The 25,906-nt window shown below is 61.2% G+C and carries 26 protein-coding genes; 16 read left to right on the forward strand and 10 right to left on the reverse strand.

From position 1 onward, the window contains the following. Positions 1-174 precede the first annotated feature (174 nt). The 7 genes from ACQ4WR_RS27540 (at position 175) to ACQ4WR_RS27570 (ending at position 5,273) form a co-directional block, all read left to right on the forward strand. Positions 175-1,668 carry a hypothetical protein gene (locus ACQ4WR_RS27540; protein ID WP_436491217.1) on the forward strand — a complete coding sequence of 498 codons (1,494 nt, stop codon included), beginning with the start codon at positions 175-177 and terminating at the stop codon, positions 1,666-1,668. A 1-nt stretch (position 1,669) separates the two neighbouring features. Further along, positions 1,670-2,500: a hypothetical protein gene (locus ACQ4WR_RS27545; RefSeq protein ID WP_436491219.1), complete on the forward strand. Its 831-nt coding sequence runs from the start codon at positions 1,670-1,672 to the stop codon at positions 2,498-2,500. After that, positions 2,500-3,591 carry a hypothetical protein gene (locus tag ACQ4WR_RS27550; RefSeq protein ID WP_436491221.1) on the forward strand — a complete coding sequence of 364 codons (1,092 nt, stop codon included), beginning with the start codon at positions 2,500-2,502 and terminating at the stop codon, positions 3,589-3,591. Before ACQ4WR_RS27545 ends, ACQ4WR_RS27550 begins: the two co-directional genes overlap by 1 nt. Positions 3,592-3,854: 263 nt before the next feature. Beyond that, complete coding sequence (locus ACQ4WR_RS27555; protein WP_290608213.1) at positions 3,855-4,184, forward strand: hypothetical protein; 330 nt, start codon at positions 3,855-3,857, stop codon at positions 4,182-4,184. Then, positions 4,181-4,618 carry a D-Ala-D-Ala carboxypeptidase family metallohydrolase gene (locus tag ACQ4WR_RS27560; RefSeq protein WP_436491223.1) on the forward strand — a complete coding sequence of 146 codons (438 nt, stop codon included), beginning with the start codon at positions 4,181-4,183 and terminating at the stop codon, positions 4,616-4,618. Before ACQ4WR_RS27555 ends, ACQ4WR_RS27560 begins: the two co-directional genes overlap by 4 nt. After that, positions 4,615-5,010, forward strand: a complete 396-nt coding sequence (locus ACQ4WR_RS27565; protein WP_436491225.1) for a hypothetical protein — start codon at positions 4,615-4,617, stop codon at positions 5,008-5,010. Before ACQ4WR_RS27560 ends, ACQ4WR_RS27565 begins: the two co-directional genes overlap by 4 nt. Next, positions 5,007-5,273 (forward strand): hypothetical protein, encoded by a 267-nt coding sequence (locus ACQ4WR_RS27570; protein ID WP_436491227.1) that lies wholly within the window; start codon positions 5,007-5,009, stop codon positions 5,271-5,273. Before ACQ4WR_RS27565 ends, ACQ4WR_RS27570 begins: the two co-directional genes overlap by 4 nt. Before the next feature lie 238 nt (positions 5,274-5,511). Here the strand turns inward: ACQ4WR_RS27570 and ACQ4WR_RS27575 are convergent, their stop codons facing one another. Together ACQ4WR_RS27575 and ACQ4WR_RS27580 are read right to left on the reverse strand one after the other, a co-directional pair. Next, complete coding sequence (locus tag ACQ4WR_RS27575) at positions 5,512-5,994, reverse strand: hypothetical protein (protein WP_436491229.1); 483 nt, start codon at positions 5,992-5,994, stop codon at positions 5,512-5,514. After that, positions 5,991-6,749: a hypothetical protein gene (locus ACQ4WR_RS27580; protein ID WP_436491231.1), complete on the reverse strand. Its 759-nt coding sequence runs from the start codon at positions 6,747-6,749 to the stop codon at positions 5,991-5,993. The genes ACQ4WR_RS27575 and ACQ4WR_RS27580 overlap by 4 nt, the downstream gene beginning before the upstream one ends. 195 nt (positions 6,750-6,944) lie before the next feature. Between ACQ4WR_RS27580 and ACQ4WR_RS27585 the strand changes: the two genes are divergently transcribed. The 5 genes from ACQ4WR_RS27585 (at position 6,945) to ACQ4WR_RS27605 (ending at position 12,772) form a co-directional block, all read left to right on the forward strand. Then, entirely contained in the window at positions 6,945-7,628 is a 684-nt protein-coding gene (locus ACQ4WR_RS27585; RefSeq protein WP_436491232.1) for an SOS response-associated peptidase, read from the forward strand. 122 nt (positions 7,629-7,750) lie between these two features. Next, positions 7,751-8,173: a LexA family protein gene (locus ACQ4WR_RS27590; RefSeq protein WP_436491234.1), complete on the forward strand. Its 423-nt coding sequence runs from the start codon at positions 7,751-7,753 to the stop codon at positions 8,171-8,173. A 1-nt stretch (position 8,174) separates the two neighbouring features. Continuing rightward, positions 8,175-9,476, forward strand: a complete 1,302-nt coding sequence (locus tag ACQ4WR_RS27595; protein WP_436491236.1) for a Y-family DNA polymerase — start codon at positions 8,175-8,177, stop codon at positions 9,474-9,476. 858 nt (positions 9,477-10,334) lie between these two features. After that, complete coding sequence (locus ACQ4WR_RS27600; RefSeq protein ID WP_436491238.1) at positions 10,335-11,516, forward strand: hypothetical protein; 1,182 nt, start codon at positions 10,335-10,337, stop codon at positions 11,514-11,516. Next, a complete protein-coding gene (locus ACQ4WR_RS27605; RefSeq protein WP_436491240.1) occupies positions 11,513-12,772 on the forward strand; it encodes a hypothetical protein in 1,260 nt (419 codons plus the stop codon). The genes ACQ4WR_RS27600 and ACQ4WR_RS27605 overlap by 4 nt, the downstream gene beginning before the upstream one ends. 170 nt (positions 12,773-12,942) lie before the next feature. Here ACQ4WR_RS27605 and ACQ4WR_RS27610 read toward each other — a convergent pair whose 3' ends face one another. Further along, the gene (locus ACQ4WR_RS27610) at positions 12,943-15,234 is read right to left on the reverse strand and encodes a TonB-dependent receptor (RefSeq protein WP_436491298.1); all 2,292 of its coding nucleotides are present in this window, start codon (positions 15,232-15,234) and stop codon (positions 12,943-12,945) included. Between the two features lie 494 nt (positions 15,235-15,728). On the opposite strand from ACQ4WR_RS27610, the gene ACQ4WR_RS27615 reads away from it, so the two are divergent. Further along, positions 15,729-17,126, forward strand: a complete 1,398-nt coding sequence (locus ACQ4WR_RS27615; RefSeq protein WP_436491242.1) for an HD-GYP domain-containing protein — start codon at positions 15,729-15,731, stop codon at positions 17,124-17,126. A gap of 12 nt (positions 17,127-17,138) precedes the next feature. On the opposite strand, the gene ACQ4WR_RS27620 is transcribed toward ACQ4WR_RS27615, so the two are convergent. The 4 genes from ACQ4WR_RS27620 to ACQ4WR_RS27635 all read right to left on the reverse strand — a co-directional run bounded on the left by ACQ4WR_RS27620 (position 17,139) and on the right by ACQ4WR_RS27635 (position 18,883). After that, the gene (locus ACQ4WR_RS27620; protein ID WP_436491244.1) at positions 17,139-17,534 is read right to left on the reverse strand and encodes a nuclear transport factor 2 family protein; all 396 of its coding nucleotides are present in this window, start codon (positions 17,532-17,534) and stop codon (positions 17,139-17,141) included. Next, positions 17,534-17,746, reverse strand: a complete 213-nt coding sequence (locus tag ACQ4WR_RS27625) for a hypothetical protein (protein WP_436491246.1) — start codon at positions 17,744-17,746, stop codon at positions 17,534-17,536. Before ACQ4WR_RS27625 ends, ACQ4WR_RS27620 begins: the two co-directional genes overlap by 1 nt. A gap of 51 nt (positions 17,747-17,797) precedes the next feature. Continuing rightward, the gene (locus tag ACQ4WR_RS27630; RefSeq protein WP_436491248.1) at positions 17,798-18,301 is read right to left on the reverse strand and encodes a DUF2939 domain-containing protein; all 504 of its coding nucleotides are present in this window, start codon (positions 18,299-18,301) and stop codon (positions 17,798-17,800) included. A gap of 135 nt (positions 18,302-18,436) precedes the next feature. Then, positions 18,437-18,883 (reverse strand): DUF2939 domain-containing protein, encoded by a 447-nt coding sequence (locus ACQ4WR_RS27635; protein WP_102292922.1) that lies wholly within the window; start codon positions 18,881-18,883, stop codon positions 18,437-18,439. A 112-nt stretch (positions 18,884-18,995) separates the two neighbouring features. Here ACQ4WR_RS27635 and ACQ4WR_RS27640 point away from each other — a divergent pair, with 112 nt between their 5' ends. After that, positions 18,996-19,835 carry a hypothetical protein gene (locus tag ACQ4WR_RS27640; RefSeq protein WP_102292921.1) on the forward strand — a complete coding sequence of 280 codons (840 nt, stop codon included), beginning with the start codon at positions 18,996-18,998 and terminating at the stop codon, positions 19,833-19,835. Between the two features lie 26 nt (positions 19,836-19,861). Beyond that, positions 19,862-22,093: an acylase gene (locus ACQ4WR_RS27645; protein ID WP_436491250.1), complete on the forward strand. Its 2,232-nt coding sequence runs from the start codon at positions 19,862-19,864 to the stop codon at positions 22,091-22,093. Positions 22,094-22,177: 84 nt separating this feature from the next. Here the strand turns inward: ACQ4WR_RS27645 and ACQ4WR_RS27650 are convergent, their stop codons facing one another. Beyond that, positions 22,178-23,359, reverse strand: a complete 1,182-nt coding sequence (locus ACQ4WR_RS27650) for a trans-sulfuration enzyme family protein (RefSeq protein WP_102292919.1) — start codon at positions 23,357-23,359, stop codon at positions 22,178-22,180. Then, entirely contained in the window at positions 23,356-24,747 is a 1,392-nt protein-coding gene (locus tag ACQ4WR_RS27655) for a pyridoxal-phosphate dependent enzyme (protein WP_436491252.1), read from the reverse strand. The genes ACQ4WR_RS27650 and ACQ4WR_RS27655 overlap by 4 nt, the downstream gene beginning before the upstream one ends. A 299-nt stretch (positions 24,748-25,046) precedes the next feature. Between ACQ4WR_RS27655 and ACQ4WR_RS27660 the strand changes: the two genes are divergently transcribed. Then, complete coding sequence (locus tag ACQ4WR_RS27660; RefSeq protein ID WP_092799945.1) at positions 25,047-25,595, forward strand: thymidine kinase; 549 nt, start codon at positions 25,047-25,049, stop codon at positions 25,593-25,595. 1 nt (position 25,596) lies between these two features. Here ACQ4WR_RS27660 and ACQ4WR_RS27665 read toward each other — a convergent pair whose 3' ends face one another. Beyond that, a complete protein-coding gene (locus ACQ4WR_RS27665; RefSeq protein ID WP_102292917.1) occupies positions 25,597-25,869 on the reverse strand; it encodes a putative signal transducing protein in 273 nt (90 codons plus the stop codon). Positions 25,870-25,906 lie beyond the last annotated feature (37 nt).

A 25,906-nucleotide genomic window follows, 5' to 3' on the forward strand; every position in this document is an offset into this window, starting at 1 on the left:
GGTGCCGCGCACCATTTATGAACTGGACGGGGAGCCTGAATTGATGATGCTGGAACTGGGGCAGCCCGTACTGCTGCGTGATGTGCGCTTCGGCCTGCAGGATGGCTTGCCGGGCGTAGTGGTACTGCTGTCGCGCTACTGGCTGACAGGCCGCGTCACCGTGGGAGTGCTGGTATGAGGCTCGTTGCGGGTGAGCGCGACAATCTCATCATGAATACCGTGCCGCGCTTCCAGCCGGCCAACGACCGCGTGCTGCTGCTGGCGGCCACGGCGCAGTCCTTCAAGGTGCCCGCCACGGGCGTAGCCAGCCCGGCTGCCATCACGTTCACGGCGGCGCTGCTGAACATGGTGGGGGTGGTTGATATCAGCACCAGCGACGGCAGTGTACTGGAACTGGACGGTAACACCGCCACGCTACGCTATGCGGCCATGGCCAGCAACACGACCACGATCACCGCCCGCATCGTGGCCGATGGCTTGACCTACACCGCCAGCCAGACGGTGAGCAAGATTTTCGACGGCGTGACCGGCAACTCCTCGCGCGTCTGCTACAGCAAGACGAGCCTGTCATCGCTGGCCAGCGCGCCGGCAACGATCAGCACGGCGGGGAATGCATCGTTCCCGCCACTCAACACCTGGGGTGCGGGCACCGTATGGGAAGGCTCGCCGCAAGAGTTCGCCGCGGGCGAATCGCTGTACCGGTCTGACGGGATTTTCAATCCGGCCAGCGGTACCACCAAGTGGAGCGCGCCATACCTGAATGCCTTGAAAGTGGGGAGGCTGAGCGCGATCAGCGCGGATATCGGCGAGATCACGGCCGGCACCTTGAGGGCCGTCACGATTTTTGGCGGGCCCGGCTATCTCACCAAGGACTATGCCTGGCCAAGCAATGGCCTGGGCGGGTTCCATTTGAGCGCGGCGGGCCTGCTGATGGGGTGCTACAGCACAGGCAAGTACTTCCAAGCCACGGCCGATGGGAACGTCTACATGCCCGGCGTGAAGGTAGAGAACGGTCTGGCCACCTTCTCGGGCAACATTACCACCGGCACCGGTACTGGCTTTCGCATCGAGATGGGGCCGACCGATCCCATCTATGCAATGTGGGCGGGCGCAGGCGCAAAAAACGACGTCAATGCCGTTTTCTACTTGAAGCGAGATGGCGCAGGATACTTCGGCGGGGCGTTGACGGCCGGGACGTTGAGAACTGCCGTTACCAGCCCTGAGATAAACCCGAATGCCCAACTGGTCAACGGGCCTTTTGGCTCGAATGGCGGGTTGATCACGGTGATCTGCAGCTTTGCGTGGAGCCGCACCCTCGGCTCTACGCGCGCCACGTACACGGCGGGCGCCGGAAATACCCAGGCAGTGGTCAGGCTGTACCGGGGGCTTGCAGGTGGCCCAACGGATACCTTGCTGGCAACCTCTACTTTTACAGGCCCGCCGGCGGCTATCGAAAACACGATCATTTTTGAAGAGATGTCTACGTGCAGCCTGGGCGTGTCCGGCTCTTTTACTTTTACAGATGATGCGCGCAGTAATGCTGACCATACCTACCGTGTAACGGTGGCCATGGTGGAGCAAGCCGTAACGATCGGCAGTCGTCCTGGCGCTGATCGCCCCCCGTTGAATGCAGTGTTTCAGCGTTTATCCAATACCACTGCGGAATAGCATGACTAGTTTACGCATCATCCACGACAATGCGGCCGACCGCGCGGCGCTTGCCGCATCAAGTCAGGCCGGCGCGCTGGGCCCGGCCAATCTGCAGCGCGAGCGCAAGTCGGCGGTGCTGCGCTCGGTAGGCACGGCGCAGACCATCACCGCCACACTGCCGCTGGGCGAGATTGTAGGCGGCGTGGTGCTGCCGTTCTGCAATCTCACCTCGAACGCCACAATCCGCGTGCGCGGCTTTGCCGAGCCTGGCGACGCGGTGCCGGTGATCGATACCGGCAAGGTGCTGGCATGCGCCTATGCGCCGCTGGGCGGCTGGGACTGGGGTGCCACCGCGTTGGCCGTCAACGCCTTTTCGTTCGGCGGCGGCACCTATGCGCGCGCCTGGTTCCCACGTCGGACGGCGCGCCACTTCGTTATCGATCTTGCCGATCCGGGCAACCCGACCGGTTACATCGAGTGCTCGCGCCTGGTGATGGGCAACTACTGGGAGCCTGACGTTAACGCCAGCTACGGCGCCAGCGTGACGCCCGTCGATACATCGAGCCAATACCGCAAGGGGTCAGGAGAGCAAGGCGTGGAGGCCGGCAGCGCGTATCGCAAGCTGACGCTCGCGCTTGAGCACATGACGCCGCTTGATCGCGCCGCCGTGTGGCGCCTGGTGCGCGGCAGCGGCAAGCGCAGACCGATCCTGGTGAGCCTGTTTCCAGATAATGCCGATCCCGAACTGGAGCAAACCCACCAGCTGTATGGCCGCCTCAGCGACCTGGCCGCCATTTCGACGCCGTATTTTGACACCTATGCAACATCGCTTGATATCGAGGAATTGTGATGGAAGACATTTTTTACCCAGGCATGCCCGATTGGCTCAACGCGCTCAATCAGCTGGCGAAGGGGCAGTTGGCTCCAATTCAGGTCGATTGGAATGCAATGCCTGGCTCCATCAAGGCGATCTTGAACAAGCCGGATCTGACGTTGAAGGTAGATTCCCGAAACCCAGTCCTGAGCGGCGTGATTGGCGGGGACATGTCGAACGTGGTGCACGATGCTAGGGTGCTGTTTCGGACGACAGCAGCTAACGCTGCAACAACACTGGGTGTGGCCCCGAATGGCACCGGGCTGGCGGCTAGCATCAACTTATATGCCGAAGATCATCCGGCAAACTGCTCTGTGGCCCAGGTGTCCATGATCGCCGGTGACTGCATGCGCCTTAGTTCCGCGATGGTGGGAGCAGGGGCATATTTGCCGATGAAGTTTTTTACCAGCGGCGTAGAGCGCGCCCGCTTCGGGATCAATGGTGAATTTCTGTTTGGCACAACGGTCAGTGGCGCCCCTATCTCCAACAGGACAAACGGATACCGGATCGATCCAACGACAAAAGCGATGTCCATTCGGGCGACGTCATCGCACGAATTCGGAGTTCCAGGCAGTAGCGGTTCGCATATCCAGTTTTACACCGACAACGGTACGGCATTCGTCGGTGCCGGCAACATTTTCTCCAGCGGAAACACGACCAGCTACGCCTCCACCTCGGATTATCGCTTGAAGAGTGGTGTATATCGTCTAATTAATTGCCGAGAGTCGATGCGCAACCTTCCGCCCGAAGGCTGGACATGGCCAGATGGATCTCCTGGTGAAGGATGGCTGGCACATAAGGCACAGGAGTTCTGCCCTCAAGCTGTTATCGGCGTGAAAGACGCCATGAAGGAGGTAACGCGGTACGACGCGGAGGGCAACCCAGTCGTGTCGCTTGAACCAGATTATCAGTCAATGGACAAAACTTTTTTCATCCCGCGCATGTACGGAGCGCAGCTTGAAATGGATGCCGCCCTGCTGGCGGCCGAGCTGGCGATCGAGCAAATGCGTGCGCTGCTGGATGCGGCCTTGGCGCGCATTGATGCGCTGGAAGCCCGGACCGCGTAAATGCAGCACCGCACCACAGGCCGCCTTCGGGCGGCTTTTTTATTTCCTGCAATTGCAAAAATACTGTCTCACTTTTCCCTAGAAATGAGACGGCCATGCTCGTACTGTCAGCAATAGATATTCCTCCACACCTAAGAATTAAACCCACTACCTGAAAGGCATCCATGGCCATCGAAACAACCGCCGCCGGCGGCGCACTGATCAAAATTTTTGGTATTCCGGTTCTGGCCGGCGCTGCCGCAACCTCACTGGGATTCATGTTCATGTGGCCAAAAACTGCCAAGGAAGCGGGCGTGCGCTTCTTCGTCACCATTCTTTTTTCCGCCCTGATGGGCCCGGCCTTGGTCGTGGTCGTGCGCAACTGGATGCCGGGCCTGTTCGACAGCGCGCGCGCCGTCGCCGTGCTGTACGGCAGCGACCCGGCCCTGGGCTTCCTGTTCATTGCCGCGCCGCTGATGGTGGCCGCCGGCTTGCCTGCCTGGTGGGTGCTGGGCGCCACGGTGCGCTGGCTGGACAAGCGCCGCGACAAGGACATCGGCGAGCTGGCGCGCGACGCGGCCGCGATCGTCAAGGATGTGCGAGGTGGCCTGTGAACCTGAGCACACATTTCAGCCTGGCAGAATTGGTTGCCTCACAGGTGGCCACCCGCAAAGGCATCGACAATACGCCGACGGCGGCCGTTGTCGCGAACCTCACGCGCCTGGCCGCGCTGCTGGAGCAGGTGCGCATGCTGGTCGGTGCGCCCATTGCAATTTCCAGCGGCTACCGCTCGCCCGCGCTTAACAAGGCGGTGGGCGGCGCGGGCAATAGCGCACACGTGCTGGGCTTGGCCGCCGATATCAGCACGGCCAAACTCGCGCCCAAGGCGCTGGCCTTGCTGATCCGGCAAAGCGGCATCGCCTTCGACCAGCTGATCTATGAGGGCACCTGGGTGCACATCGCGTTGTCGGCCGGCGCGCCGCGGCGCCAGGTGCTGACGGCCAAGTTTGCCGGTGGTGGTGTCAGCTACGTGGCGGGCATCGTATGAGCGCATTGGGCACGCTGGCAGGCGCTGCAGTCAGCGGCATCTGGAAGGCGGCCGCCATCGTGCTGGCCACCGCGCTGCTGCTCGTGGCCAGTTCCACTTGCACCGGTTGGTGGCTGGCCGCCGGCGACCGTGACGCCGCGCGCGCTGCGCTGGTGCAGGAGCAGGGCGTCAGCGCTGCGTTGCGCTACTCGATCAGCGAGCAAAACCGCGCCATCGATGGCATGGCCAAGGCAACCCTGGTGGCGCAGGAGCGTGGCGCGGCGGCGCAGGCGGCATCTGCTGCCAAGGGCAAGAAGTATGACGCGGCCCTGGCGCAGATCGCTAGCGCGCGTGCGACGACCTGCGATGAGGCTATGCCGGCCGTCAGGCTGCTGCTGGAGGGCGTGCGATGAAATGGATGCTTGTATTGGTGCTGGTCGGCTGCGGCAGCGCGCCGCCGGCGCCGCAGCACGTCGACGTTCCCGTCTTTACACCATGTGTTAAGACGATGTCGCAGCGGCCGGCCTATGAGTTCGACCAGTTGACGCCAGCGGCAACGGATGGCGAGATCGTCTTGGCGCTGGCACGGGACTGGACGCGCGGCCGGAAGTATGAAATGGAACTGGAGGCAGTAATTGCGGGTTGCGTTTTGCTAGGGGAAAAAGCAGAGCGCTGAGTGCATATTTAACCCCGCCTTCTGTGCAAGTGCTGGACCTGCCGCCCCGGCCGGACCCAGTGGCGCCGAAGGAGGCGCTGCAGCCGATTCCGCCGGCGGGCTACTTCCTGACGCGGTGGCGCGAGCTATTCAAGCCTTGATCCTGTAGACGGAGGAAGTTGCCGTGACGGGGCTGGCATGCCAGGCGGTCTTGACCGCAGTGGGATGATAAAAATGCCCGCATTTGCGGGCATTTTAACTACTTGATGCGCGTCAGCGTTGGCCTGCATCCCTTTTCTGGGGAAGTTGGTGGCAACGTGCCATGTTCAACTGGGGCTTCTGGAATGTGCGCTCCGAGGAGTTCGTTAAGTACGCCTTTGGCATGTGCAATGCAGTTGTCTGCATCAATCCGAGCGATTGCCTTGGCGCGAAAATAGTCTGCCTTAATGCGCTGATCATGCAATGTTTTCATCAGGTAACCGATTTTCATAGACTTTAGGAAATCCGGGTCGGTTCTTTTGAGGCTCGGCTTACAAAGTTGTTCAATCAGATCGCGGTGCATTCCGCCTTTGCTCTCTGCTCGTAGTGTGCCAGGTGCCGTAAGTCCTTCGTGAAATCCTTTCCCGTCTTCATAAATCGCATAGTACGAGCGGGAGCAAACGCCACGCCAATCAGCTTCATTTGTCGAAAGGGTATGATTTTTTTCAACTGAGACAATGATTTCTTGCGACGTGACGGTCATGAAGTCGCCCCGCCAAAACTTACGTGAAAACCGTCCGGCATGTCAATCTCACGATAAAACAACCGTTCAACGAACTTCATGTACACGTTTACCGCATCAGTCGCACTTGATGCGATCCGATAGGTTAGGTGCACTGCGCGTTCTTCCCCACCGCTATTGACGATCGCGACCTCTGGTCCAGTACCGAGGAACAAGAAGCCATGTTCTGCAAGTACGTCGCCTGCAACTTCCATAACTTTACCCGCACTGGCATCAGAAATGCCTAGTTCGTTAAGCACGTCGTCGATCATGAATATCTCCTCTAAAGTTAAGGAGGCAGCATCGGTGCTCCCACTGACGAGGTGCATACGTTCAGCCTCGCGAGCAAAGCTCGCGACCTTACGAAACGCGCCAATAGGTTGCGCAAACTCTGTGTGTGCCCAAAACATCCCGTTTCGGGGGTCTCCCAGCTGCGCGTAAATTTCTTGCGCCGCTGCACATCGACTATAGTTTGCCAAAAGATTTAAGTTCTTGGTTAAGTTTTTGTGAGTGCGTTGATCTAGCGCATCAAGCGCGCTATCCAGGTCCCCACAAAGGTGAAGCAATATTGCCCGCAACTCTAGCCCTTTGTCTCGATCTGAGCTATCGAGCTTGTCAATTTCAGCGAAGATATCTAAGGCTACTTGTGAAGTATGGTCAAGAAATTTACCTTCATCCACAGATGCAAGAATCATTTCAAGTATTTCGTTGCAAGTGGTCTGCGGTTTGAGTGTCATTTTTGTACTATATTTGCTTAGGTTCTTGAAGTATTCTACGCGTATTCGTAGAAAGTGCTTGCAAATCTTAACATTTTTGAGCAAGGATCACTGTTTTTGCCACGCCAGTGTTGAGATTGCAAGAGGTTCGACAAAAATTTAAACGACCTCCTTGCCTGTAGTTTTTGTGCCCATCCATCGAAATTTGGAGGTCAAATGTGCGCTGACTACACCCCAAGCCGTAAAGAGCAGATCGAAGAAAGCTTTCGGACGGGATACCCGCTGCTCGACTTGCCGCCCGAAGCATGGCCCGGCTACATGGCGCCCATCCTTCGCGGCTCCTATGACGCGCCCGGCGAGCTGGAAATCGCTCCCGCCATGTTCGGCATGGTGCCGCATTGGGCAGACCACAAGCTGGCCCATCAGACTTACAACGCGCGCACCGAGACAGTGGCCAGCAAACCATCCTTCCGCAGCGCCTGGAAGCGCAAGCAGTTCTGCATCATCCCGGCCGCCAATTTTTTCGAGCCCAATTACGAAACCGGCAAACCCGTGCGTTGGCGTATCGAGCGCGCCGACGGTGGCCCGGTGGCCATTGCCGGCATCTGGGAATATCGGCCGGCCAACCAGCTGCTCTCGTTTTCAATGCTGACGATCAATGCCGACGGGCATCCGCTGATGAAGCGCTTTCACAAGCCGGACGACGAAAAACGCATGGTGATGATCCTGGACCCGGACCAATATCAGGGCTGGCTGAACGGCTCGCTGGTGTCCGAAGAGGATGTTTATCGGCAGTATCCAGCGGAGCTGCTTGTCGCGCAGCCCGACCCGTTGCCACCTCGGACAAGAGCGAAACCGACCGCGAAGGCTGACTCGGCGCCGCCCGACTCACTTTTCTAGAAACAATTTTATCCTTCCTGTTTCTTGCTTCGGTCGATATACTGTATAAAAACACAGTATATTGGCCAGCCATGAATGCAACATTATTAATACTTCAATCTAGCCAGCCCGGCGTGTCGCAGGTGCCTTCGCCGCTTGCGCAGTACCCGATCCCCAGTGCGCGGCCGGAGATTTCGCACCGCATATCAGCCGGGTTCCCGTCGCCGGCCGCCGACTATACAGAGGACGGCCTGGACCTGAATGCGCTGCTGGTGCAGCACAAGGCCGCCTCGTTCTTTTTCACGGTCGAGGGCGACTCGATGCGCGATGCCGGCATACTGGACGGCGACAAGGTAGTGGTCGACCGCTCCGTCGCGCCATTGCACGGCCATATTGTTATTGCCGTCATCGATGCCGAATACACTCTCAAGCGCCTGTATTGCCAGCGGGGCAGGGTAGAACTGCGTCCAGACAACCCTGCATACAAGTCGATCTGCCTGGCTGAAGGTAGCGAGCTGCAGATCTGGGGCGTGGTGACCGGCGTCGTGCGCAAGCTGCGGGTCTGAAATGGGCGACCCGACTAAGCAGATTTTTGCGCTTGTCGACGTCAACAATATGTACGTCAGCTGTGAGCGTGCTTTCAATCCCCGTTTGCGCGACCGCCCGGTGGTGGTCCTATCTAACAACGACGGCTGTGCGGTGGCCAGGTCGAACGAGGTGAAGGCCTTGGGCGTTGCGATGGGAGCACCCTGGTTCCAGATGCGCGACCTGGCGCACCAGCACGGAATTGTGGGGCTTTCCTCAAATTACACACTCTACGCGGACATGAGCAACCGCATCATGACCATCCTGCGGACCTATAGCCCTAATGTCGAGGTCTATTCGATCGATGAATCGTTTCTCAGCCTGAACGGCCTGGGCGGCCTGTGGGCTTCGCCGGCAGCCATGGGGCAGGATATCCGCGCCAAGGTGGCGCAGTGGACCGGCCTTCCCGTATGTGTGGGTGTGGGCGAGTCGAAAACCTTGGCCAAGCTGGCCAACCATGTGGCAAAGAAGTTCCCGCTGTTCGACAGCGTTGCCGACTTCACGACCATGTCGGAGGCCCGTACCGCCTGGCTGCTGCAGCGTATTGACGTCGGGGAGGTGTGGGGTGTCGGCCGGCGCATTAGCGCCAAGCTGCGCGCCATGGGAATCAACACGGTGCAGGATTTGAAGGACGCACCACCCAGCATCATGCGGGCCCACTTCGGCGTCGTGCTCGAGCGCACGTGTAATGAGCTGCGCGGAATTTCCTGCCTGGAGCTGGAAGAGGTGGCACCGCCGCGCAAGGAAATTGTGTCGTCGCGCTCCTTCGGCACAATGGTCATGACGTGCGCCGAGCTGGGCGAATCGATATCCACCTACGCCGCGCGCGCCGGCGAGAAGCTACGCGGCCAGCACTCCCTGTGCGGTGCCGTGCATGTTTTCGTGCAAACGAATCGGTTCCGTGAAAAGGACGAGCAGTACAGCAATGGCATTACGATTCCCTTGGTTGAGCCCAGCGCGGATAACCGCGTGCTGGCCGGAGCGGCGCTGCACGGCCTGGCCATGATTTTCCGCGAGGGCTTCAAGTACAAGAAAGCTGGAATTATGCTGATGGATCTGCAGGCGGACACGCGGCGCCAAGGCGTCTTGTTTGATGCTGCCCCGGATCGTGCGCGTTCAGTACGCGCCATGGCGGCGCTTGATGCCCTGAATGAACGGTTCGGGCGCGATACGGTACACCTGGGCTCGGCCGGCCTAATACGGCGCTGGGCTATGTTGTCGGAAAACCGGACGCCGCGGTACACCACGAACTGGATGGAGTTGCCGAAAGTGAAGGCGCAGTAAGGTCCGGACTATAGATTCGATTGGTTTGACTTTTGGTAGATGATGTCCGAATGTTTCGGGCGAACCGGAATGCGATTACTATCTTGCTTGGTGAAAATTCGACCTTCTCTCGATGGCGTGTATAGTGGGTATCCTCGCGTGTATGTAACACGTTTGATTTATTGGAATCGAATCTGCGCCTCCCCGAAATGTCCCCATGATGCGCTGTAAGTCGCATTATTGCGGGTGATTGGATTCCGGCTCCGGGCACCAAGCGCGCATACAGATTGCAACGATCATGGCCACTTTTTCAAGTGGCTATTTTTTTGCGTGTCAGCAGCCTTGCCGCGAAATTCACCGGTGTCTGCCTGTATTCCTGGCCGCCATTTCCAGCGGCGCGCGGAGCGCTGCATCACGTCTGCTGGCCGCACGGACGACCTGCTTGCGCTGTGCCGTAACGTATCGATTTGGATGCGATCTGCCGCCGAAATATTTCCATGTCGGCAGCGAAAAATTGCCCTACCGGCGATGTTGATTTACATCAATATTAAATGTTCGCTGCGTGACAAAGCGTGTGTATGCACAAAAACTCAGGTGCTATATTGAGTTGCGTGTTAGCCAAACAGCCAAGCACGGCTTTCAATTTTAAGTGTTATTAGAATTGCGGAGTCACGGCTTTTCCAACCCTTGAACAACGTTTTTTCCGAACAGTTACTCGTACGGTGCCTTCGTTCGCCCCTACGCCGCAGACAGGAGCGCCAACGGCCAATGCATGGGGGCTGACAGGGGGATGAGCAGCAATTCCTTAGCATGTAATTCGACAAGATGACGAACTGGTTTGTGCAGATTCTTTCTAAACATTTTATGGAGAAATCGAACATGAGTACGTATCTCGACTTGCAGAATGGTTTTTATAACGCTTTCAGCCAAGGCCTGGGTTTTGCCCCTGGCATCCCGTTTCAAATGGTGCAGCCATCGCCGCCGCTGGTTGACGGTGCGAAAGCCGATCAGATGCTGTGGAATTACTTCAATAATATTCCGCCATATTCCTTGACTCAAAACTATATCGCCAGCGGCGGCAACCAGTTCACTTCCGACTACAGTGGCCTGTTTTCAGCCCTGCAGGGGGCACCCAACAGCTTTGAGCAGGACATCGGACCCAAGTGCAATACGGCCTGGAACGCCTACACGGCCGTGTTGCCGATTACAACGCCGCTGTCGCAATTTCCCGTCATCTTCCGCAGCTGGGCCATGCGCAATGGCTATTCCAGCGTGGCCAATGTGGGCGCCTCCGATCTGGCGCAGCTGCTGCTCGATCCGATCAGCAGCGCGCAGATGGCGCTGATGCTCTACAAGCCTAACGGCGCAAATACGCCGACCTGGGACGTCGGTTTTGCCGACATGACGCAGCAGTTGAGCGTGGCGCCTACGCGCAAATTCCTGCTGAACAGCTCGACGATGAATTCGGATGTTTCCAACAGCTGGAGCAAAAGTTCGAACAGCGGCTTCTTCGGTTTGTGGGGCGGCAGCAGCAGTTCCTCGTCGCAAAGTGCGACCTTCGCCGCGAGCGGCGTCACCGTCGATGCCAGCTTTGACCATGTGATGCAATTTAGCGCCGTGCCGGGCGACTGGTACAACTCGTCGGCCATGAGCCTGGCCTTCTCGAACAAGGACGGCGCACCGTGGGATAGTTCCAAGCCCATTAATTGGAACAATACCTTCGGCCAGAACGGCAACATGCAGCGCTTCGCCGCCAACCTGGTCATTGCTTCCGGCATGAAGGTGCTCGTGACCTCCGCCGCCAGTTTCAGCAAGGATGACCAGACGGCGATCAACAACAACTCCGGTGCGGGCATGTGGCCTTTCTACAATACCAACTCGTCCTCGGGTTCCAGCACCGATGTCACCTTCAACAACCAGGGCAACATGACGGTGACCATCACCAGCCTGCCGAATGTGCCGATCGTGCTCGGCGTCATTGTCGAACCTGCCGCCGTCTTTGTCGGACAGGAAGGCGCGCAAGCGTACAAGCAGCATCTGGCCCGCCTGCTCAAGGCTTGATCCACGTTTCACCCGGTATTCCCCGCAAGGAGATTGCCGGGTGCCTGGATGCCCGCGGCCGCGTCTGGCCGCTGCGGGCAGTCCTCTTCTTTGCTGGAAGCCGTGCCATGACTACTTCGAATTTACCATTGCCACAGTCTCCGATGTGCCAGCTTCAGGGACGCTGGTACCAGCGGGCCGCCGTGTGCCTGCGGCAAAATGCGCCGCAGTTTCAGCTTGCCCAGCCTGCGCACCCGGTGGCAAGTGACACCCAGCTATGGGCTTGCCTCAATACCGTTCCGCCGCATACCGAGACGTTCAATTCGGTGTTGCGGCGCGCGGAGCCTTTTTTTGATGAATACGCCAGCATTGTCGGCCAGTTCAATTTTCCCACATCGCAGTTCGCCAGCGATATCGGCCAGGCCAATTACACTGCCTGGAACGCCTATGTGAACGGCTTGACGCCGCCGCCGACGCCGCAGCAATTGCCGGCGTTGTTCCATATGTGGGCCATCCGCAACGGCGCCGGCGCCGTTGCCGCGAAGGGCGTGGCCGACTTGACGGTGATGGCCATGTGTAATACCGCAAAGCAGGCGCTGGAACCCTACCAGGGGAGCCATCCACTGCCCGTCGACTACATGGAAGGCATCGACGAAGTGCGTCAGCTGCTGGCCTATGCGCCCGCTGCGCAGATCGATTTTGACGGCAGCGCGCCACCGCCGTCGATGCCCGCCTGGTCGCGCGACAGCGACGACTATCTGTTCGGCCTGTGGCGTGGCAATGATCCCCGTTCGCGTATCAGCCAGCTTTTTTCCCGTTCCAACGTCACCGTGCAAGCGGATTTCGGCGCGCACCTGCAATGGACGTCGCCCGCAGGCGCCTGGTATGACTCTGCGCTGCTGCAAAATGCCTATGCGAACACGGCGTCGCCGCCATGGACCGAGGGCGGAACGCCGGGCTGGGGCGATATGTTTGGTCCGTTCGGCGCACTACGGCGCGCCGTGGCCAACCTGACGATCGTCGATGCCATGCATTGTGTCGTCGAGTGCGATGCGCATTTCAATTGGCAGGACCAGCTGCGCATCGCCTTCAATGTTGCCCGCGGAACCTGGCCATTCTTTCAGCCGGCGGGTGCTGGCGTCAGCACCACGGCGACGTTTGACAGCCATGGCCGCCTGAAGCTGGAGACGCATACGCAGGCAGGCAGCCCGATCGTGATCGCTGCGAATGTGCTGGATATTTCCGCTTTCCTGGGTATGGGCGGGCAGTCTGAATAGCAAGCCGTTGTTTGGCTTGTGCTGAACGCGTCCGGAAATGCCTGTGCAGGCAGGCGCATGGGGGATGCGCACAGGCAAGCGGCTGCGCCGCGAGTTGCCCATGCGACGCAGTGCAAACACTGCCTTCGATGGGCGACTCGCGGCGTACCGCTCAGGACTGCGGGAACGTGTCAGAACGTCGCCTTGAACTGCACCCCATACGTGCGCGGCTCGTTGACGATGCCGGTCAGGTTGTCGAAATCAATTGCGCCCAGCGACTGGATCTGGTTGGTGATGTTGCGGCCGTAGGCGGCGATTTCGTATTTGTCCCATTTGTAGCCAACGCGCAGGCCGCCTTCCAGCAATTCCTTGGCCTTGTATTCCTTCGCTTGGTACAGGAAGAAATTGTAGCTGGTGCGGTAGGACCAGTCCGTGTAGGCGAAGAATTCGCCGTTGGCCACGGGGATGCTGTACTTCAGGGTGAAGTTGCCTTGCCATTCCGGCGCGCGCGGCAGCGGGTTGCCGTCGATGTAGGCCGTGCCTTTGAAAGGGCCCAGCGGGTCGGTGACGGTGCAGCCGCTGGCCGGCTTGTTCTGCGCATTGCCGCAGCTTTGCACGAACAGGCTCTTGTCCTTGATTTCCGTATGGTTGTAGCTGCCGCCCAGGGTCATGCTGAGCGAGTCGCTGAGGTTGGCCTGGAAGTCCAGTTCCACGCCCTGGCCCACGGCCTTGTCGGCGTTGATCAACTGGTTCATGTTGACGGCGCCGCTGCCGGCCGTCAATTGCTTGTCTTTTACCCGGTACTGGAACACGGCCAGGCTGAGGCGGGCGCGCTTGTCGAACAGGTCTTGCTTGATGCCCGCTTCGACGGACAGCACTTTTTCGGCGCCGGCAAAGGAAGGGCGGTCGGCCAGGCCGTTCAGGCGGCCCTGCATCGACGGCGCGCGGTAGCCGGTGGCGATGCGCGCGTAGGCGTTGGTCTGCGGCGTCAGCACATAGGTGCCGCTCAAGTCCCAGCTGACGTTGTGCGACGTATCGTTCAGCTTGAACGGGCCGGCCGTGGTCGCCTCCACGCGCTTGGCCGAGAAATCCTTCTTGTCCGTTGTGTAGCGCAGGCCGGCGCGCAGTTTCAGGGCATCCGACACCGTGTAGTTCAGCGAGCCGAAGGCCGCGTACGATTTTGAACTCTGGTTTTGCGTCGCATAGTTCGGGCTTTGCGGGTTGCCCGGCGCCAGGCTGTCGAAGCTGATGCTGTCGATCTGGATGTCTTCCTTGAAATAGAACAGGCCGCCTATCCATTGCAGCGGGCCCTTAGCGCTCGATTCGGCGCGGAATTCCTGCGAAATCTGTTTATGGTTGGGAATCACGTCAGCTGTTTCCACGACGAAGGGGATGAAGCCCGGGCCCATCGGCGGCGCATACACGGCGCCATAGCCGCCATCGACGTCGGCGCGGCTGTAGAAATCGAGTTTTTCGTAGCCGGTGATCGAGTGCAGGGTCACGCCGGGCAAGTCCCATTTCAGGCGCATGCTGCCGCCCTTGGTTTTCAGGTGCTGGCGATTGATGCCGTCCGTCGGGTAGTTATCGTAATCAAAGCCGTCGACCAGGTCGTTCGTGCCCTGCTTGAGGATGTTGGCGCGGAAGAGGGTGGCCGTGCCATCGAGGTTGCGCGCGTGCACGTTGAACAGGGCGGTCAGGTCGCGCGTGGGCTTGACCAGCACCTGCAGGCGGGCGGCGCTGTCTTCATAGCCTTCGAAGTCGCGCGTGCCGGTGGCGCGTGGATTGTGCACGCGGTCGTCGCGGCGTTGCGTCTGGCCGGAAAAGCGCAGGGCCAGCGTATCGCTGACGGGCACGTTGAAAGCGCCTTCCAGGTTTTTCACGCCATCCTTGCCGAAACCTCCGCTCAGGTAGCCTTCCGTCCTGAACACGGGCTTGGCCGAATCGAACTTGATCACGCCGGCCGGCGAGTTGCGGCCGAACAGGGTGCCTTGCGGGCCGCGCAGCACTTCCACCTGGTCCACGTCAAACACGGGAAAACCTTTCAGCATGGCGTTTTCCTGCACCACGTCGTCCATCACCAGGCCCACCGGCTGCGAGGCATTCAAGTCGAAGTCGGTATTGCCCAAGCCGCGAATATAGAAGCGCGGGAAAGTGCGGCCATAGTCCGATTCGACGGAAACGCTGGGCGAGCGGCTATTGAGAAAGCGGATGTCGGCGCCGCCGGCCGTCAGGGTTTCGAGCTTGTCACCCTTCAGGGTGGCGATCGACATGGGCACGTCCTTGATGTTTTCCGCGCGCCGCTGCGCCGTGACGATGACGGTTTCCAGCTGGCCGGGGCCCGCTTGCGCGGCGGATGCCGGCGGGGCTTCGGCGGCCGTTGCAGCAGCGCTTTCCTGCGTCTGCGCCAGCGCCTGCAAGGGGAATGCGGCCGTAACGGCCAGGGCGATCAGGGTGCGGCGTACTGTGCTGGCATGCGGTGTCATCATGAAACGGCTCCTTGGTATGGGTGCTACGGCAGGTACTGGCGGCTGTTTTCGGCCAGGCGAAAAATCATGCTAGCACGACATTTTTTGCCATTCATGCCATTTCTGTGTGTCGTCAATTCATATCAATTTCCTCTGAATCAGCTAGTAAAATCGTATTTGTCGTCAATATCGTGCAGGCGCATAGTGGAGTGCCGGCAGGCTTGCGATCGCGCGAGCGAGTACGCCGACGCTGCCGCCTTTCCCTGTAGCAGCGCAAACGGGAGAGCGCCAGGGGCAAGTAACGCTGCCGCGTCCTGCTGAAAATACAACAGCTGCCGTGTTTTTTTGCGCTACCGCGATGTTGTTGCAGCACCACACGACTGTGCCGCTGTGCATGCGTCAGCGCATGATGCGCGGCCCCGCCGCCGTTGAATTATTGCCTTGAGGCATATGCCAACGTCCAGTTCGCGTAGAATATAAATTATTCCAAATGGGAAATGTATATTTCTATCATGTCAATATTATCTACAGACGTGCCAGCCGTTGACGGCATCAAGTTATCCGAGCTGATCGCCGCCCTGAGCCAGGCGCTCGACATCACCGAAGGCCAGCCGGAAGGCCACTGCATCCGCTGCTGCTGGATTGGCATGCATGTGGGGCGCGAGCTGGGCATGCCGGAGGACGACTTGTGGAAGCTGTATTACACCTTGCTGCTCAAGGACCTGGGCTGCAGCAGCAATGCGGCGCGCATCTGCGAGCTGTACCTGACGGACGACCTGGCGTTCAAGCAAGGTTTCAAGACGGTGGGCGACAGTTTGCCGCAGGTGCTCAAATTCGTGCTCAAGCACACGGGCCTGAAGGCGGGCCTGGCCGAGCGCTTCCGCGCCGTGATGACGATCTTGCGCGACGGTCCGCACATCGCGCAGGAGCTGATCGCCACGCGCTGCCAGCGCGGCGCCGACATCGCTCGCCTGCTGCGCTTCCCGGAAGCGGTGGCGCAAGGCATCTACAGCCTCGACGAACACCACAACGGGCAGGGCAAGCCGGAAAAGCTGGCCGGCCAGGCAATTCCCCTGTTTTCGCGCATCGCCTTGCTGACGCAGGTGATCGACGTGTTCCATACGGCCGATGGCGCGCGCGCCGCGCAGGCCGAAGTGCGCCAGCGCAGCGGCACCTGGTTCGATCCGCAGCTGGTGCAGGCCTTCGAGCGGGTGGCGCAGTCGGGCGCCTTCTGGTCCATGCTGCGCGCGCAGGACATCGGCGCGGCCGTGGCGGCGCTGGAGCCGGCAAGCCGTTGCGTGCCGGTGGACGAGGATTATCTTGACGATATCGCCGCCGCGTTCGGCCAGGTGGTCGACTCGAAAAGCCCGTACACCAGCGGCCACAGCGAGCGCGTGGCGCTGTACACGGACATGATCGCCGAGTCCATGGGCGTGACGCCGGAACGGCGCCGCTGGCTCAAGCGGGGCGCCTTGCTGCATGACGTGGGAAAACTCGGGGTCAGCAATAGCGTGCTGGACAAGGCAGGCAAGCTCGATGCGGAAGAATGGCTGGCGGTGCAGCAGCATGCGCGCTACACGGAAACGATCTTGTCGCGCATCGATGCGTTTGCGGAACTGGCGATCGTCGCGGCCGCGCACCACGAACGGCTCGACGGCAAGGGCTATCCGCGCGGCTTGACGGCGGACGATATCAGCCTGGAAACGCGCATCATCACCACGGCCGATATTTTCGACGCCATCACGGCTGACCGCCCTTACCGTGGGCCGATCCCGATCCCCAAGGCGCTCGAGATCATGGCCGAAACGGTGGGCACGGCCATCGATGCCGAGTGTTTTGCTGCCCTACAAGATGCGCTGGCGCGCCTGCCGGCACTGACGCAGCAGGGCACCGAGCGCCAGGCTGCCTGAGCGGGCGCAGCCTCAGCCGACAATAGGCGTGCCCTGGTGAAACGCCATTTGCCAGCGGCCGTCGCGCCGTTTCCATAGCGAACTGCGCAGGCTGGCGCCGGCGGGCAGGGCGCCCACGGCAAGCCGCTGCGAACGGTAAGTGACCAAGGCGACATCCTCGGCCAGCAGTTGCGCCTGGAAGTCCTCGATGCCGCGCGGGCAAAATACGTCATCGGGCAGGTCGGCCAGGGTGGCCGCGCGCGTCCAGACATTGCCGGAACTGCCGAATTCGAAGAACTCGTCAGCCAGCAGCGCCCCCAGCCTGGCGCTGTCGGCGCGCACGGCCTGACTTTGCAGGGCCGCTTCCAGCGCCTGCAAATGCGCCGCCAGCGCCGTGCTGTCCTGCACGCCGTCAGCTGTGCGATCCATCAGATAGGAAACGCACCCGCGCCCGAGACATTCAGGCTGGCCACCTTGTCGCTGGCAAAGTACTTGATTTGCCCCAGGCCGATGGCGTAGCAGCCGTCGGCCAGCACGGTGATGGGCCCTGTCAGCTTCTCGCCGCTGACGAGGGTGACGACCCAGGGCGTGGTGGCCGGTTTGCCCGCATGGGCCAGTGCGTGGTGTACCAGGTCAGACATGCTGCCTCCGTAGGAATGGGGATGGGCAGATGATAGCAGCGCGCAGGCGTTTCAGGCGTCGGCCAGCAGATTCCTGGGCAAGGCCACCGAGGTCAGCTTCCAGCCCCATACGCCATCGCGGGTCAGGGTCAGTTCGCCGATATGGCTCTTGCTATGGGCGCGCTGGACGACAACGCTGTCCCAGGAGGTGTAGTGGAGCTTGTATTCGGGCTTGGTGTTGCGCTTGCGGCCGCTGATGTCGCTGACCTTGGCAATGGGTTTTTCGTAGCGGTCGTTGAGTTTCATCAAGGCGACGATGCCTTCAGGCATCAGCATGGTGTCGAGCAGGGGCGCGATGACGTCCGGGCTGATGTCCTCGGCCACTTCCGGCGCGGAAAATAGCGTTTGCAACTGGCTGCCCAGGCTGGCACGCAGCTGGGCCTGGTCGATATGCGGCGCCAGCGCTTGCGTATCCTCGTCCATGGTGGCCGTGCGGATCTTGTTCATGGTGAAATACGGGCTGCCATAGAAGAGCCCGGCCAAGGCGACCAGTGCCACTACGGCGAGAAGCATCATTTTTTTCATCGTGCAATCTCTTGGATACCTGGCGACCCGCTGCGCCTGAAGTGTTGGCATTCTACATAATATTTCCAAAAATCAATATAGCGGTTTAGCCAAGATGGCATAAATGTTGTTTTAGATCAATTTTCCTTACAGCAGTTCCGGTGGCAGGATGATTTCCGTCAGCTGCCAGTCCCAGATGCCATGGCGTCGCAGCACGAACTGGCTGGCGGCCGGGCCGGCTCCCTTGCGCCGCAGCACCACCTCGTTCCATGAGCGGTAAGCCATGCCGAAATCGTGGCGCTGGCCGTCCGCGCCTTGCTTGCCATGCAGGATCAGCACCGTGATGCCGGGCGGCGAGAGGATGGTGTCGAGCGTCTCCTTGAGTTCTTCCGCGTTGCCTGCTTCACCGGCTGCCAGCAGCTGGCGCGTCACGCTGGCGCGCACGGCGGGCAGGTTGGCATGCTGCGCCAGGTTTTCCAGGCGCACCGACTTGGCCGCGATGCTGATGCGGTACATGGCGATATACGGGCTGACCCAGGTAAAGCCGATGGCGGCAACGGCGAAGATGATGGCGGTGGCGTACTTTCTTTTCATGGTCTCGGAGTGGGAGTGGGCTGTGCCGCCGTGATTTTACCCGGCCATGGCGGGCAGATGGTGTAGCATTCGTGCCGGCGCGGACCATCGCGCCGCAATATTGAGGACAACCATGAATATCACTATCAATCAGGTGCTGCAGTCGTACATCGACCCGCTCACCGCCAGCGAGTACGCGGCGCTCGAGCGCAGCCTGCTGGCCGAGGGCTGCCGCGACGCGCTGGTGCTGTGGAACGACGTGCTGATCGACGGGCACAACCGCTACGCCATCTGCCGCCAGCACGGCATCGAATTCAAGACCATCCAGAACACCAGCTTTAGCTCGCTCGACGACGTCATGCTGTGGATGATCGACAATCATCTGGCGCGCCGCAGCGTGTCGGACTTCCAGCGCGGCGTGCTGGCCTTGCGCAAGAAGGAAATCGTCGCCTCGCGCAGCCCGGCACCTGTCAGTGCCGCCGATGCGCCCGAAGGCGAGAACGCGCCGAAGCCCCCCATGAGCACGCGCGAAGAAGTGGCCAAGGCGGCGCGCCTGAGCAGCAACCAGATCAGCCAGATCGAGAAGATCCAGAAAGCGGCATCGCCGGAACTGGTGGAAGCCGTCCGCTCGGGCACGATTTCCATCAATGCGGCGGCCACCGTGGCGTCCTTGCCGCCGGAAGAGCAGGTGGCGGCTGTCGCCGGCGGCAAGAAGCTGCTGCGCCAGGCAGCCAAGGAAATCCGCGAACAGCGCGCCGCCACGCGCACGCCGCGCGAGCCGAAGACGCCCCACGTGCCGCAGGATACGCCGGAAACGGGCAACGAGCCGTGGGCCGAGAATGCGGCCCAGGCGCCATCCGAGACGGAACGCCTGCGCGGCGAGATCGCCAGCCTGAAACAGAAGGTGGCGCAGCTGCAGGCGGAAAACGTGGAACTCAACCAGCGTATCGCCACGCTGATCGACGCTTCCTGACTGTTGACCTGATTCTGGAGTAGTGCATGCTGCACAGCCGTACCCTGTTCGCCGCCATCGCCTGCGGCATCGTTGCCAGCACGCCCGCGCTGGCAACGCCCGCCGTTTCCGCCTCGGCGTCTGCCGTCGACCTGGCCCGCTGGCGGGCGCAGGCCGCCAATGTCAGCATCGCCCGCGATACCTGGGGCGTGCCCCACGTGACGGGCAACAGCGATGCGGACGCCGTTTTTGGCCTGATGTACGCGCAGGCGGAAGACGATTTCCCGCGCGTGGAACGCAATTACATCAACGCCATGGGACGGCTGGCGGAAGTGGAGGGCGAGGGGGAGCTGTACCGCGACCTGCGCATGAAGCTCTTCATTGATCCGGCCGACCTGCAGGCGCAGTACCGCGCCAGCCCGCCATGGCTGCAAAAGCTGATGGATGCCTTTGCCGATGGCCTGAACTTTTACCTGGCCACGCACCCGCAAGTCAAACCCAAGTTGATCACGCATTTCGAGCCGTGGATGGCCTTGAGCTTCAGCGAGGGCAGCATCGGCGGCGATATCGAGTCGGTCAACCTGGCGCAGCTCGAAGCGTTCTATGGCCAGCAGATCAAGCCTGCCAAGGTGGCGCTGGCCAGCCTGGAGGCGGGATTGGCGTCGGGACTGGATCCCGAGCCGAGCGGCTCGAACGGCTTTGCCATCGCGCCCGCCATCACGAAAAATGGCCACGCGCTGCTGATGATCAATCCGCATACCTCGTTCTACTTCCGCCCCGAAGTGCACATGACGAGCGGCGAAGGCCTGAACGCGTATGGCGCCGTTACGTGGGGCCAGTTCTTTGTCTACCAGGGCTTCAATGAGCGCCTCGGCTGGATGCATACCTCGGGCGGCGGCGACGTCATCGACGAATACCTGGAAAGCATCGTGGAACACGATGGCGCCTGGTTCTACCGCTATGACGGCGCCCTGCGTCCCCTGAAGGCCGTGCCCATCGCCTTGCCCTACAAGCTGGCGAACGGCGCTATGGGCCAGAAAACCGTCACCGTCTACTACAGCCATCACGGCCCCATCGTGCGCGCGCAGGATGGAAAGTGGGTGGCCGTGCGCCTGATGAACGAACCGTTGAAGGCACTGACGCAATCGTACACGCGCACCAAGGCGCGCGATTACGCGGCCTTTTACAAGACCATGGAGCTGCGCACGAATTCGTCGAACAATACGGTGTACGCGGATGCGGATGGCAATATCGCTTATTTTCACGGTAATTTCATCCCCGTGCGCGACCCGCGCTTCAACTGGAAGCAGCCCGTCGACGGCAGCGACCCCGCCACCGAGTGGCAAGGGCTGCACACGGTGGCGCAAACCATCACCTTGTTCAATCCGAAGAATGGCTGGATCCAGAATACGAATAACTGGCCGTATTCGGCGGCCGGCGCCAACAGCCCGCGCGAGCAGGATTATCCCGCCTACATGTCCGTGTATGGCGAAAACGCGCGCGGCCTGCATGCGGTGAAAGTCTTCCAGAACAGGACAGGATTCACGCTCGACAGCCTGATCGCCGCCTCGTATGACAGCGAGCTGACGGCGTTTGAATCCTTGCTGCCGCCGCTGTTCGCGGCGTACGATGCGCTGCCGGCGGCCACGCCGCAAAAGCGGGCGCTGGCCGAGAAAATCGCGTTGCTGCGGGCGTGGGACTTGCGCTATGCGCTCGATTCCACCGCTACCACGCTGGCTGTTTTCTGGGGCCAGGAACTGGCCGAGCTGACAGGCAAACCGGCGCGGGAACTGGGCGTGCCGGTGGTCGACTTCATGGCCACCGACAAGGTCAGCGCGGACCAGCGCCTGGCCGCGCTGGCGACGGCGGCGGATAAACTGCAGCGCGACTTCGGCAACTGGCAAACCCCATGGGGCGAGATCAACCGCTTCCAGCGCCTGACGGGCGACGTGGTGCAGCTGTTCGACGACGCCAAGCCCAGCTTGCCCGTGCCGTATGCGTCGGGGAACTGGGGTGCGCTGGCCGCGTATGGCCAGAGCAGCAAGAGCACCACGCGCAGGATATACGGCGAACGTGGCAACAGCTTTGTCGCGGCCGTGGAGTTCGGTCCGCGCATCAAGGCAAAAAGTATTCTTGCCGGTGGCCAGAGCGGCGACCCGACATCGCCGCATTTCAACGACCAGGCGGCCATGTATGCGCGCGGCGCGTTCAAGGAGGTGCTGTTTTATCCCGAGGATGTGAGCAAGCACCTGGAACGCAGGTACCGGCCGGGGGACTGAGGGCACCCCCCAGCAAAAGCCGGGGCCGTACCCTCCGGCATGCCGCAGGTCGGATTAGCGCAGCGTAATCCGACAATCACCTCTTCAAATCGCGTCCAGCGCCGTGCGCAAATCGTGGCGCAGATCCTCGATATCCTCGATCCCCACCGACAGGCGGATCAAGCCATCGCCGATGCCCAGTTTTGCCCGCTGTTCCGGCGGGATGCTGGCGTGCGTCATCAGGGCCGGATGCTCGATCAGGCTTTCCACGCCGCCCAGGCTTTCGGCCAGGGCGAATACTTCGCAGCGCTCCAGGAAACGGCGCGCACCGGCCAGATCCGTGTCCAGGTCGATCGAGATGATGCCGCCGAAACCGTCCATCTGGCGCTGCGCCAGCGCGTGCTGCGGGTGCGATGCCAGTCCCGGATAAAACACTTTCTTCACTTCCTTTTGCTGCTCCAGCCACTGCGCCAGCGCCAGGGCGCTCTGGCAGTGGCGCTGCATGCGGATGGCCAGGGTTTTCACGCCGCGCAGCGCCAGGAAGCTGTCGAACGGACCGGCGATCGCGCCCACCGAGTTTTGCAAAAAGCCCAGCTGCTCGCGCCATTCCGCCTGGCGTGCTTCCGCGCCGACGATGGCAATGCCTCCGATGATGTCCGAGTGGCCGTTCAGATACTTGGTGGTCGAGTGCACGACGATATCGAAGCCATGCTCCAGCGGGCGCTGCACCAGCGGGCTGGCGAAGGTGTTGTCGGCCACGGCGATGATGCCCCGTGCGCGGCAGATGTCGGCGATGGCCCGCAAGTCGGCCAGCTTGAGCATGGGATTCGTCGGCGTTTCGACCCACACCATCTTCGTTTCCGGGCGCAGCGCGGCCAGCAGGTTCTCGGGATTGGTCAGATCCACGTAGGTGAACTGGTGGCCGGCCGAGCGGCGGCGCACGCGCTCGAACAGACGGTAGGTGCCGCCGTACATATCGTCGCCAGCGACGATATGGCTGCCCGCGTCCAGCAGTTCCAGCACGGACGAAATGGCGGCCAGGCCGGAGGCGAAGGCAAAGGCCGCGCTGCCGCCTTCCAGGTCGGCCACGCAGCGCTCGAGCGCCCAGCGCGTGGGGTTGTGCGAGCGGCCATAGTCGAGGCCCTTGTGCACGCCGGGACTGTCCTGCACGAAGGTGGAGGTGGCGTAAATGGGCGGCATGATGGCGCCCGTCGACGGGTCGGGCGACTGGCCGGCGTGGATGACGCGCGTGGCGAGGTGGTTCTTGCGGGTGGTTTCCTGGCTCAAGATAGTGTCCTGCGTAAGTGGTTGAGAAGGTCGAATCGGGTGATCAGGCCATAAAAGGCGTCAGCGTCGGCGACGACGGCGGTCAGGCCCCGGTCCAGGGTGGCGCGCAGGGCGGGCAGGCCGCTGGACGGCGCCAGGGTTTCCAGTTGCGTCGTCATGGTGGCGCCCACCAGGCCGGCGAAATGCGCGGCGTCGCTGGAGACATGCAGCAGCAGGTCCGATTCGTCGAGGATGCCGACCAGTTTTCCGCCATCGATGACGGGCAGTTGCGCCAGGTCGCTGGCACGCATGCGGTTGAAGGCCGTGAGCAGGGTGTCGCCTGGCGCCACGCTGACCACGTCGCCCTCGTCGTAGCGGCGTCCGATCAAGTCGCGCAAGTCGCCCGACACGGCGCGCTGCAACAGGCCCTGGTCGCGCATCCAGCCATCGTTGTAGACTTTCGACAGGTAGCGCGTGCCCGTGTCGCAGACGAAGGTGACGACGCGCTTGGGTGTCGTCTGTTCGCGGCAGTATTTGAGGGCGGCGGCCAGCAGGGTGCCGGTGGACGAGCCGCCCAGGATGCCTTCCGCGCGCAAGAGGGCGCGCGCGGAATCAAAACTTTCCTGGTCGCTGATGCTGTAGGCACGGGTGACGCTGTCCATGTCGGCGATCGAGGGAATGAAGTCTTCGCCGATGCCTTCCACGGCCCAGGAGCCGCTTGTATCCGACACTTTGCCGGACTCGATGTATGCGGTGAGGATGGAGCCTTGCGGGTCGGCCAGCACGAATTCCAGTTTCGGCTGGGCCTTGCGGAAGTAGCGCGTCAGGCCCGTCAGGGTGCCGGACGAACCGACGCCGACGACGATGGCGTCGACGTCATGGCCGCTCTGCTCCCAGATTTCAGGGGCCGTCGTCGTTTCGTGGGCAAGCGGGTTGGCGGGATTGTTGAACTGGTCGGCGAAGAAGGCGCCCGGCAGTTCGCGCGCCAGGCGCGCCGCGTAATCCTGGTAATACTCGGGATGGCCCTTGCCCACGTCCGAGCGCGTGGTGCGCACGTCGGCGCCCAGGGCTTTCAGGTGCAGCACTTTTTCCGTCGACATCTTGTCGGGCACGACGAGAATCACATGGTAGCCCTTGATGCGGCCCACCAGCGCCAGGCCGATGCCGGTATTGCCGGCCGTCGCCTCGATGATGGTGCCGCCCGGCTGCAGGCGGCCATCGGCTTCGGCCGCTTCGATGATGGACAGGCCGATGCGGTCCTTGATGGAACCGCCCGGATTCTGCGATTCCAGTTTCAGGAACAGCTGGCACAGGCCCGTGTCGAGCCTGGTCACTTCGACCAGTGGGGTATTGCCGATCAGCTTGTATAGCGCCGGCGGCGAGGGTGGGGTTGGCATTCGGTCATTCATGGTGGCTCCTGTCAGCGAAACAGCCGCTCCGGATTGTGTCCCGAGCCGCTTTCCGTGCAAAAGGGCGGAGTGTAGGCTTGAGGACATGGCCTGCGAACGAATGTTTTAATGCTTGCATATGCGGCTTTTGCATATGGCTGGAAGTGTGCATCGTCCCAGTATGCGCTGTTTTCCCCCGTTTTGCCTCGGCAATGGCGCATGTATTAAGCTGCCGCAAGCCTGCCATTGCGATTTATAATCACGCCTCGAAAAGGTGCTGAAGAGTATCCTGAAAAACCAGACAAACAGGGCAGGCGGCAGTGGCAAAACTTTATTTCCGGTATTCCGCGATGAACGCGGGCAAGTCGACGGCCTTGTTGCAGGTCGCGCACAACTATGAAGAGCAGGGCCAGCAGGTGCGCCTGTACACGGCCGCCATCGACAGCCGCTACGGCGTGGGCCGCGTCACTTCGCGCCTGGGTCCGCAGCGCCAGGTCGACATCTTCCATGCCGACACGAATTTTCTCGATGAGATTCCCCAAGTGGCCTGCCTGCTGGTGGACGAGGCGCAGTTTCTCAGCACGGCCCAGGTGCAGCAGCTGCACCAGCTGGCGCAGGTGAAGGGCGTGCCCGTCATCTGCTACGGCTTGCGCACGGATTTCAAGGGCGAACCGTTCCCCGGCTCGGCCTATCTGCTGGCGCTGGCCGATGATATCGAAGAGTTGAAGAATATTTGTACGTGCGGCAAGAAGGCCACGATGAACATCCGCGTGGATGAACAGGGCCGCCGCATCAAGGAAGGCGAGCAGATCAGTATCGGCGGCAACGAAGCGTACCGCCAGGCGTGCGGGCGCTGTTTCTACTCCTGATTTACTCCACGACCGGCACGCCCACGTCGGCATCGTCCGACAGCGCCAGGTCGCCCCGCTCGAAGGCGGCCAGGATCTCGTTGGCGCGCGCCACATCGTGTTCGCGCACCATCACGCGGGCGCCGCCGATGGCGGCCGCCAGCAGCATGTCGGCCTGCATGTGCTGGTCGTCAGTCAGCAGCACGTCGATGCCGGCGGCGGCAAGGCAGCCACGGATCACGTGCGCGTCCGTGGGGATCATCAGCCGGGCAATCAAAACATAGTCGTCGTGCATGGTCTCTCCTGGAGAGGTGGATTCTTCCCCATCTTAG

The sequence above is a fragment of the Janthinobacterium amylolyticum genome (genome assembly GCF_051380655.1).
Lineage (GTDB): Bacteria > Pseudomonadota > Gammaproteobacteria > Burkholderiales > Burkholderiaceae_D > Janthinobacterium.

Excerpts from the sequence above, each read along its gene's own strand:
- ACQ4WR_RS27545 (WP_436491219.1), top strand. The coding sequence starts at position 1,670 with ATGACTAGTTTACGCATCATCCACGACAATGCGGCCGACCGCGCGGCG.
- ACQ4WR_RS27565 (WP_436491225.1), top strand. The coding sequence starts at position 4,615 with ATGAGCGCATTGGGCACGCTGGCAGGCGCTGCAGTCAGCGGCATCTGG.
- ACQ4WR_RS27570 (WP_436491227.1), top strand. The coding sequence starts at position 5,007 with ATGAAATGGATGCTTGTATTGGTGCTGGTCGGCTGCGGCAGCGCGCCG.
- ACQ4WR_RS27580 (WP_436491231.1), bottom strand. The coding sequence starts at position 6,749 with ATGACACTCAAACCGCAGACCACTTGCAACGAAATACTTGAAATGATT.
- ACQ4WR_RS27585 (WP_436491232.1), top strand. The coding sequence starts at position 6,945 with ATGTGCGCTGACTACACCCCAAGCCGTAAAGAGCAGATCGAAGAAAGC.
- ACQ4WR_RS27640 (WP_102292921.1), top strand. The coding sequence starts at position 18,996 with ATGAATATCACTATCAATCAGGTGCTGCAGTCGTACATCGACCCGCTC.
- ACQ4WR_RS27550 (WP_436491221.1), top strand. The coding sequence starts at position 2,500 with ATGGAAGACATTTTTTACCCAGGCATGCCCGATTGGCTCAACGCGCTC.
- ACQ4WR_RS27555 (WP_290608213.1), top strand. The coding sequence starts at position 3,855 with ATGTGGCCAAAAACTGCCAAGGAAGCGGGCGTGCGCTTCTTCGTCACC.
- ACQ4WR_RS27625 (WP_436491246.1), bottom strand. The coding sequence starts at position 17,746 with ATGTCTGACCTGGTACACCACGCACTGGCCCATGCGGGCAAACCGGCC.
- ACQ4WR_RS27600 (WP_436491238.1), top strand. The coding sequence starts at position 10,335 with ATGAGTACGTATCTCGACTTGCAGAATGGTTTTTATAACGCTTTCAGC.
- ACQ4WR_RS27575 (WP_436491229.1), bottom strand. The coding sequence starts at position 5,994 with ATGACCGTCACGTCGCAAGAAATCATTGTCTCAGTTGAAAAAAATCAT.
- ACQ4WR_RS27655 (WP_436491252.1), bottom strand. The coding sequence starts at position 24,747 with ATGAATGACCGAATGCCAACCCCACCCTCGCCGCCGGCGCTATACAAG.
- ACQ4WR_RS27665 (WP_102292917.1), bottom strand. The coding sequence starts at position 25,869 with ATGCACGACGACTATGTTTTGATTGCCCGGCTGATGATCCCCACGGAC.
- ACQ4WR_RS27645 (WP_436491250.1), top strand. The coding sequence starts at position 19,862 with ATGCTGCACAGCCGTACCCTGTTCGCCGCCATCGCCTGCGGCATCGTT.
- ACQ4WR_RS27635 (WP_102292922.1), bottom strand. The coding sequence starts at position 18,883 with ATGAAAAGAAAGTACGCCACCGCCATCATCTTCGCCGTTGCCGCCATC.
- ACQ4WR_RS27595 (WP_436491236.1), top strand. The coding sequence starts at position 8,175 with ATGGGCGACCCGACTAAGCAGATTTTTGCGCTTGTCGACGTCAACAAT.
- ACQ4WR_RS27630 (WP_436491248.1), bottom strand. The coding sequence starts at position 18,301 with ATGATGCTTCTCGCCGTAGTGGCACTGGTCGCCTTGGCCGGGCTCTTC.
- ACQ4WR_RS27610 (WP_436491298.1), bottom strand. The coding sequence starts at position 15,234 with ATGACACCGCATGCCAGCACAGTACGCCGCACCCTGATCGCCCTGGCC.
- ACQ4WR_RS27540 (WP_436491217.1), top strand. The coding sequence starts at position 175 with ATGAGGCTCGTTGCGGGTGAGCGCGACAATCTCATCATGAATACCGTG.
- ACQ4WR_RS27615 (WP_436491242.1), top strand. The coding sequence starts at position 15,729 with ATGTCAATATTATCTACAGACGTGCCAGCCGTTGACGGCATCAAGTTA.
- ACQ4WR_RS27620 (WP_436491244.1), bottom strand. The coding sequence starts at position 17,534 with ATGGATCGCACAGCTGACGGCGTGCAGGACAGCACGGCGCTGGCGGCG.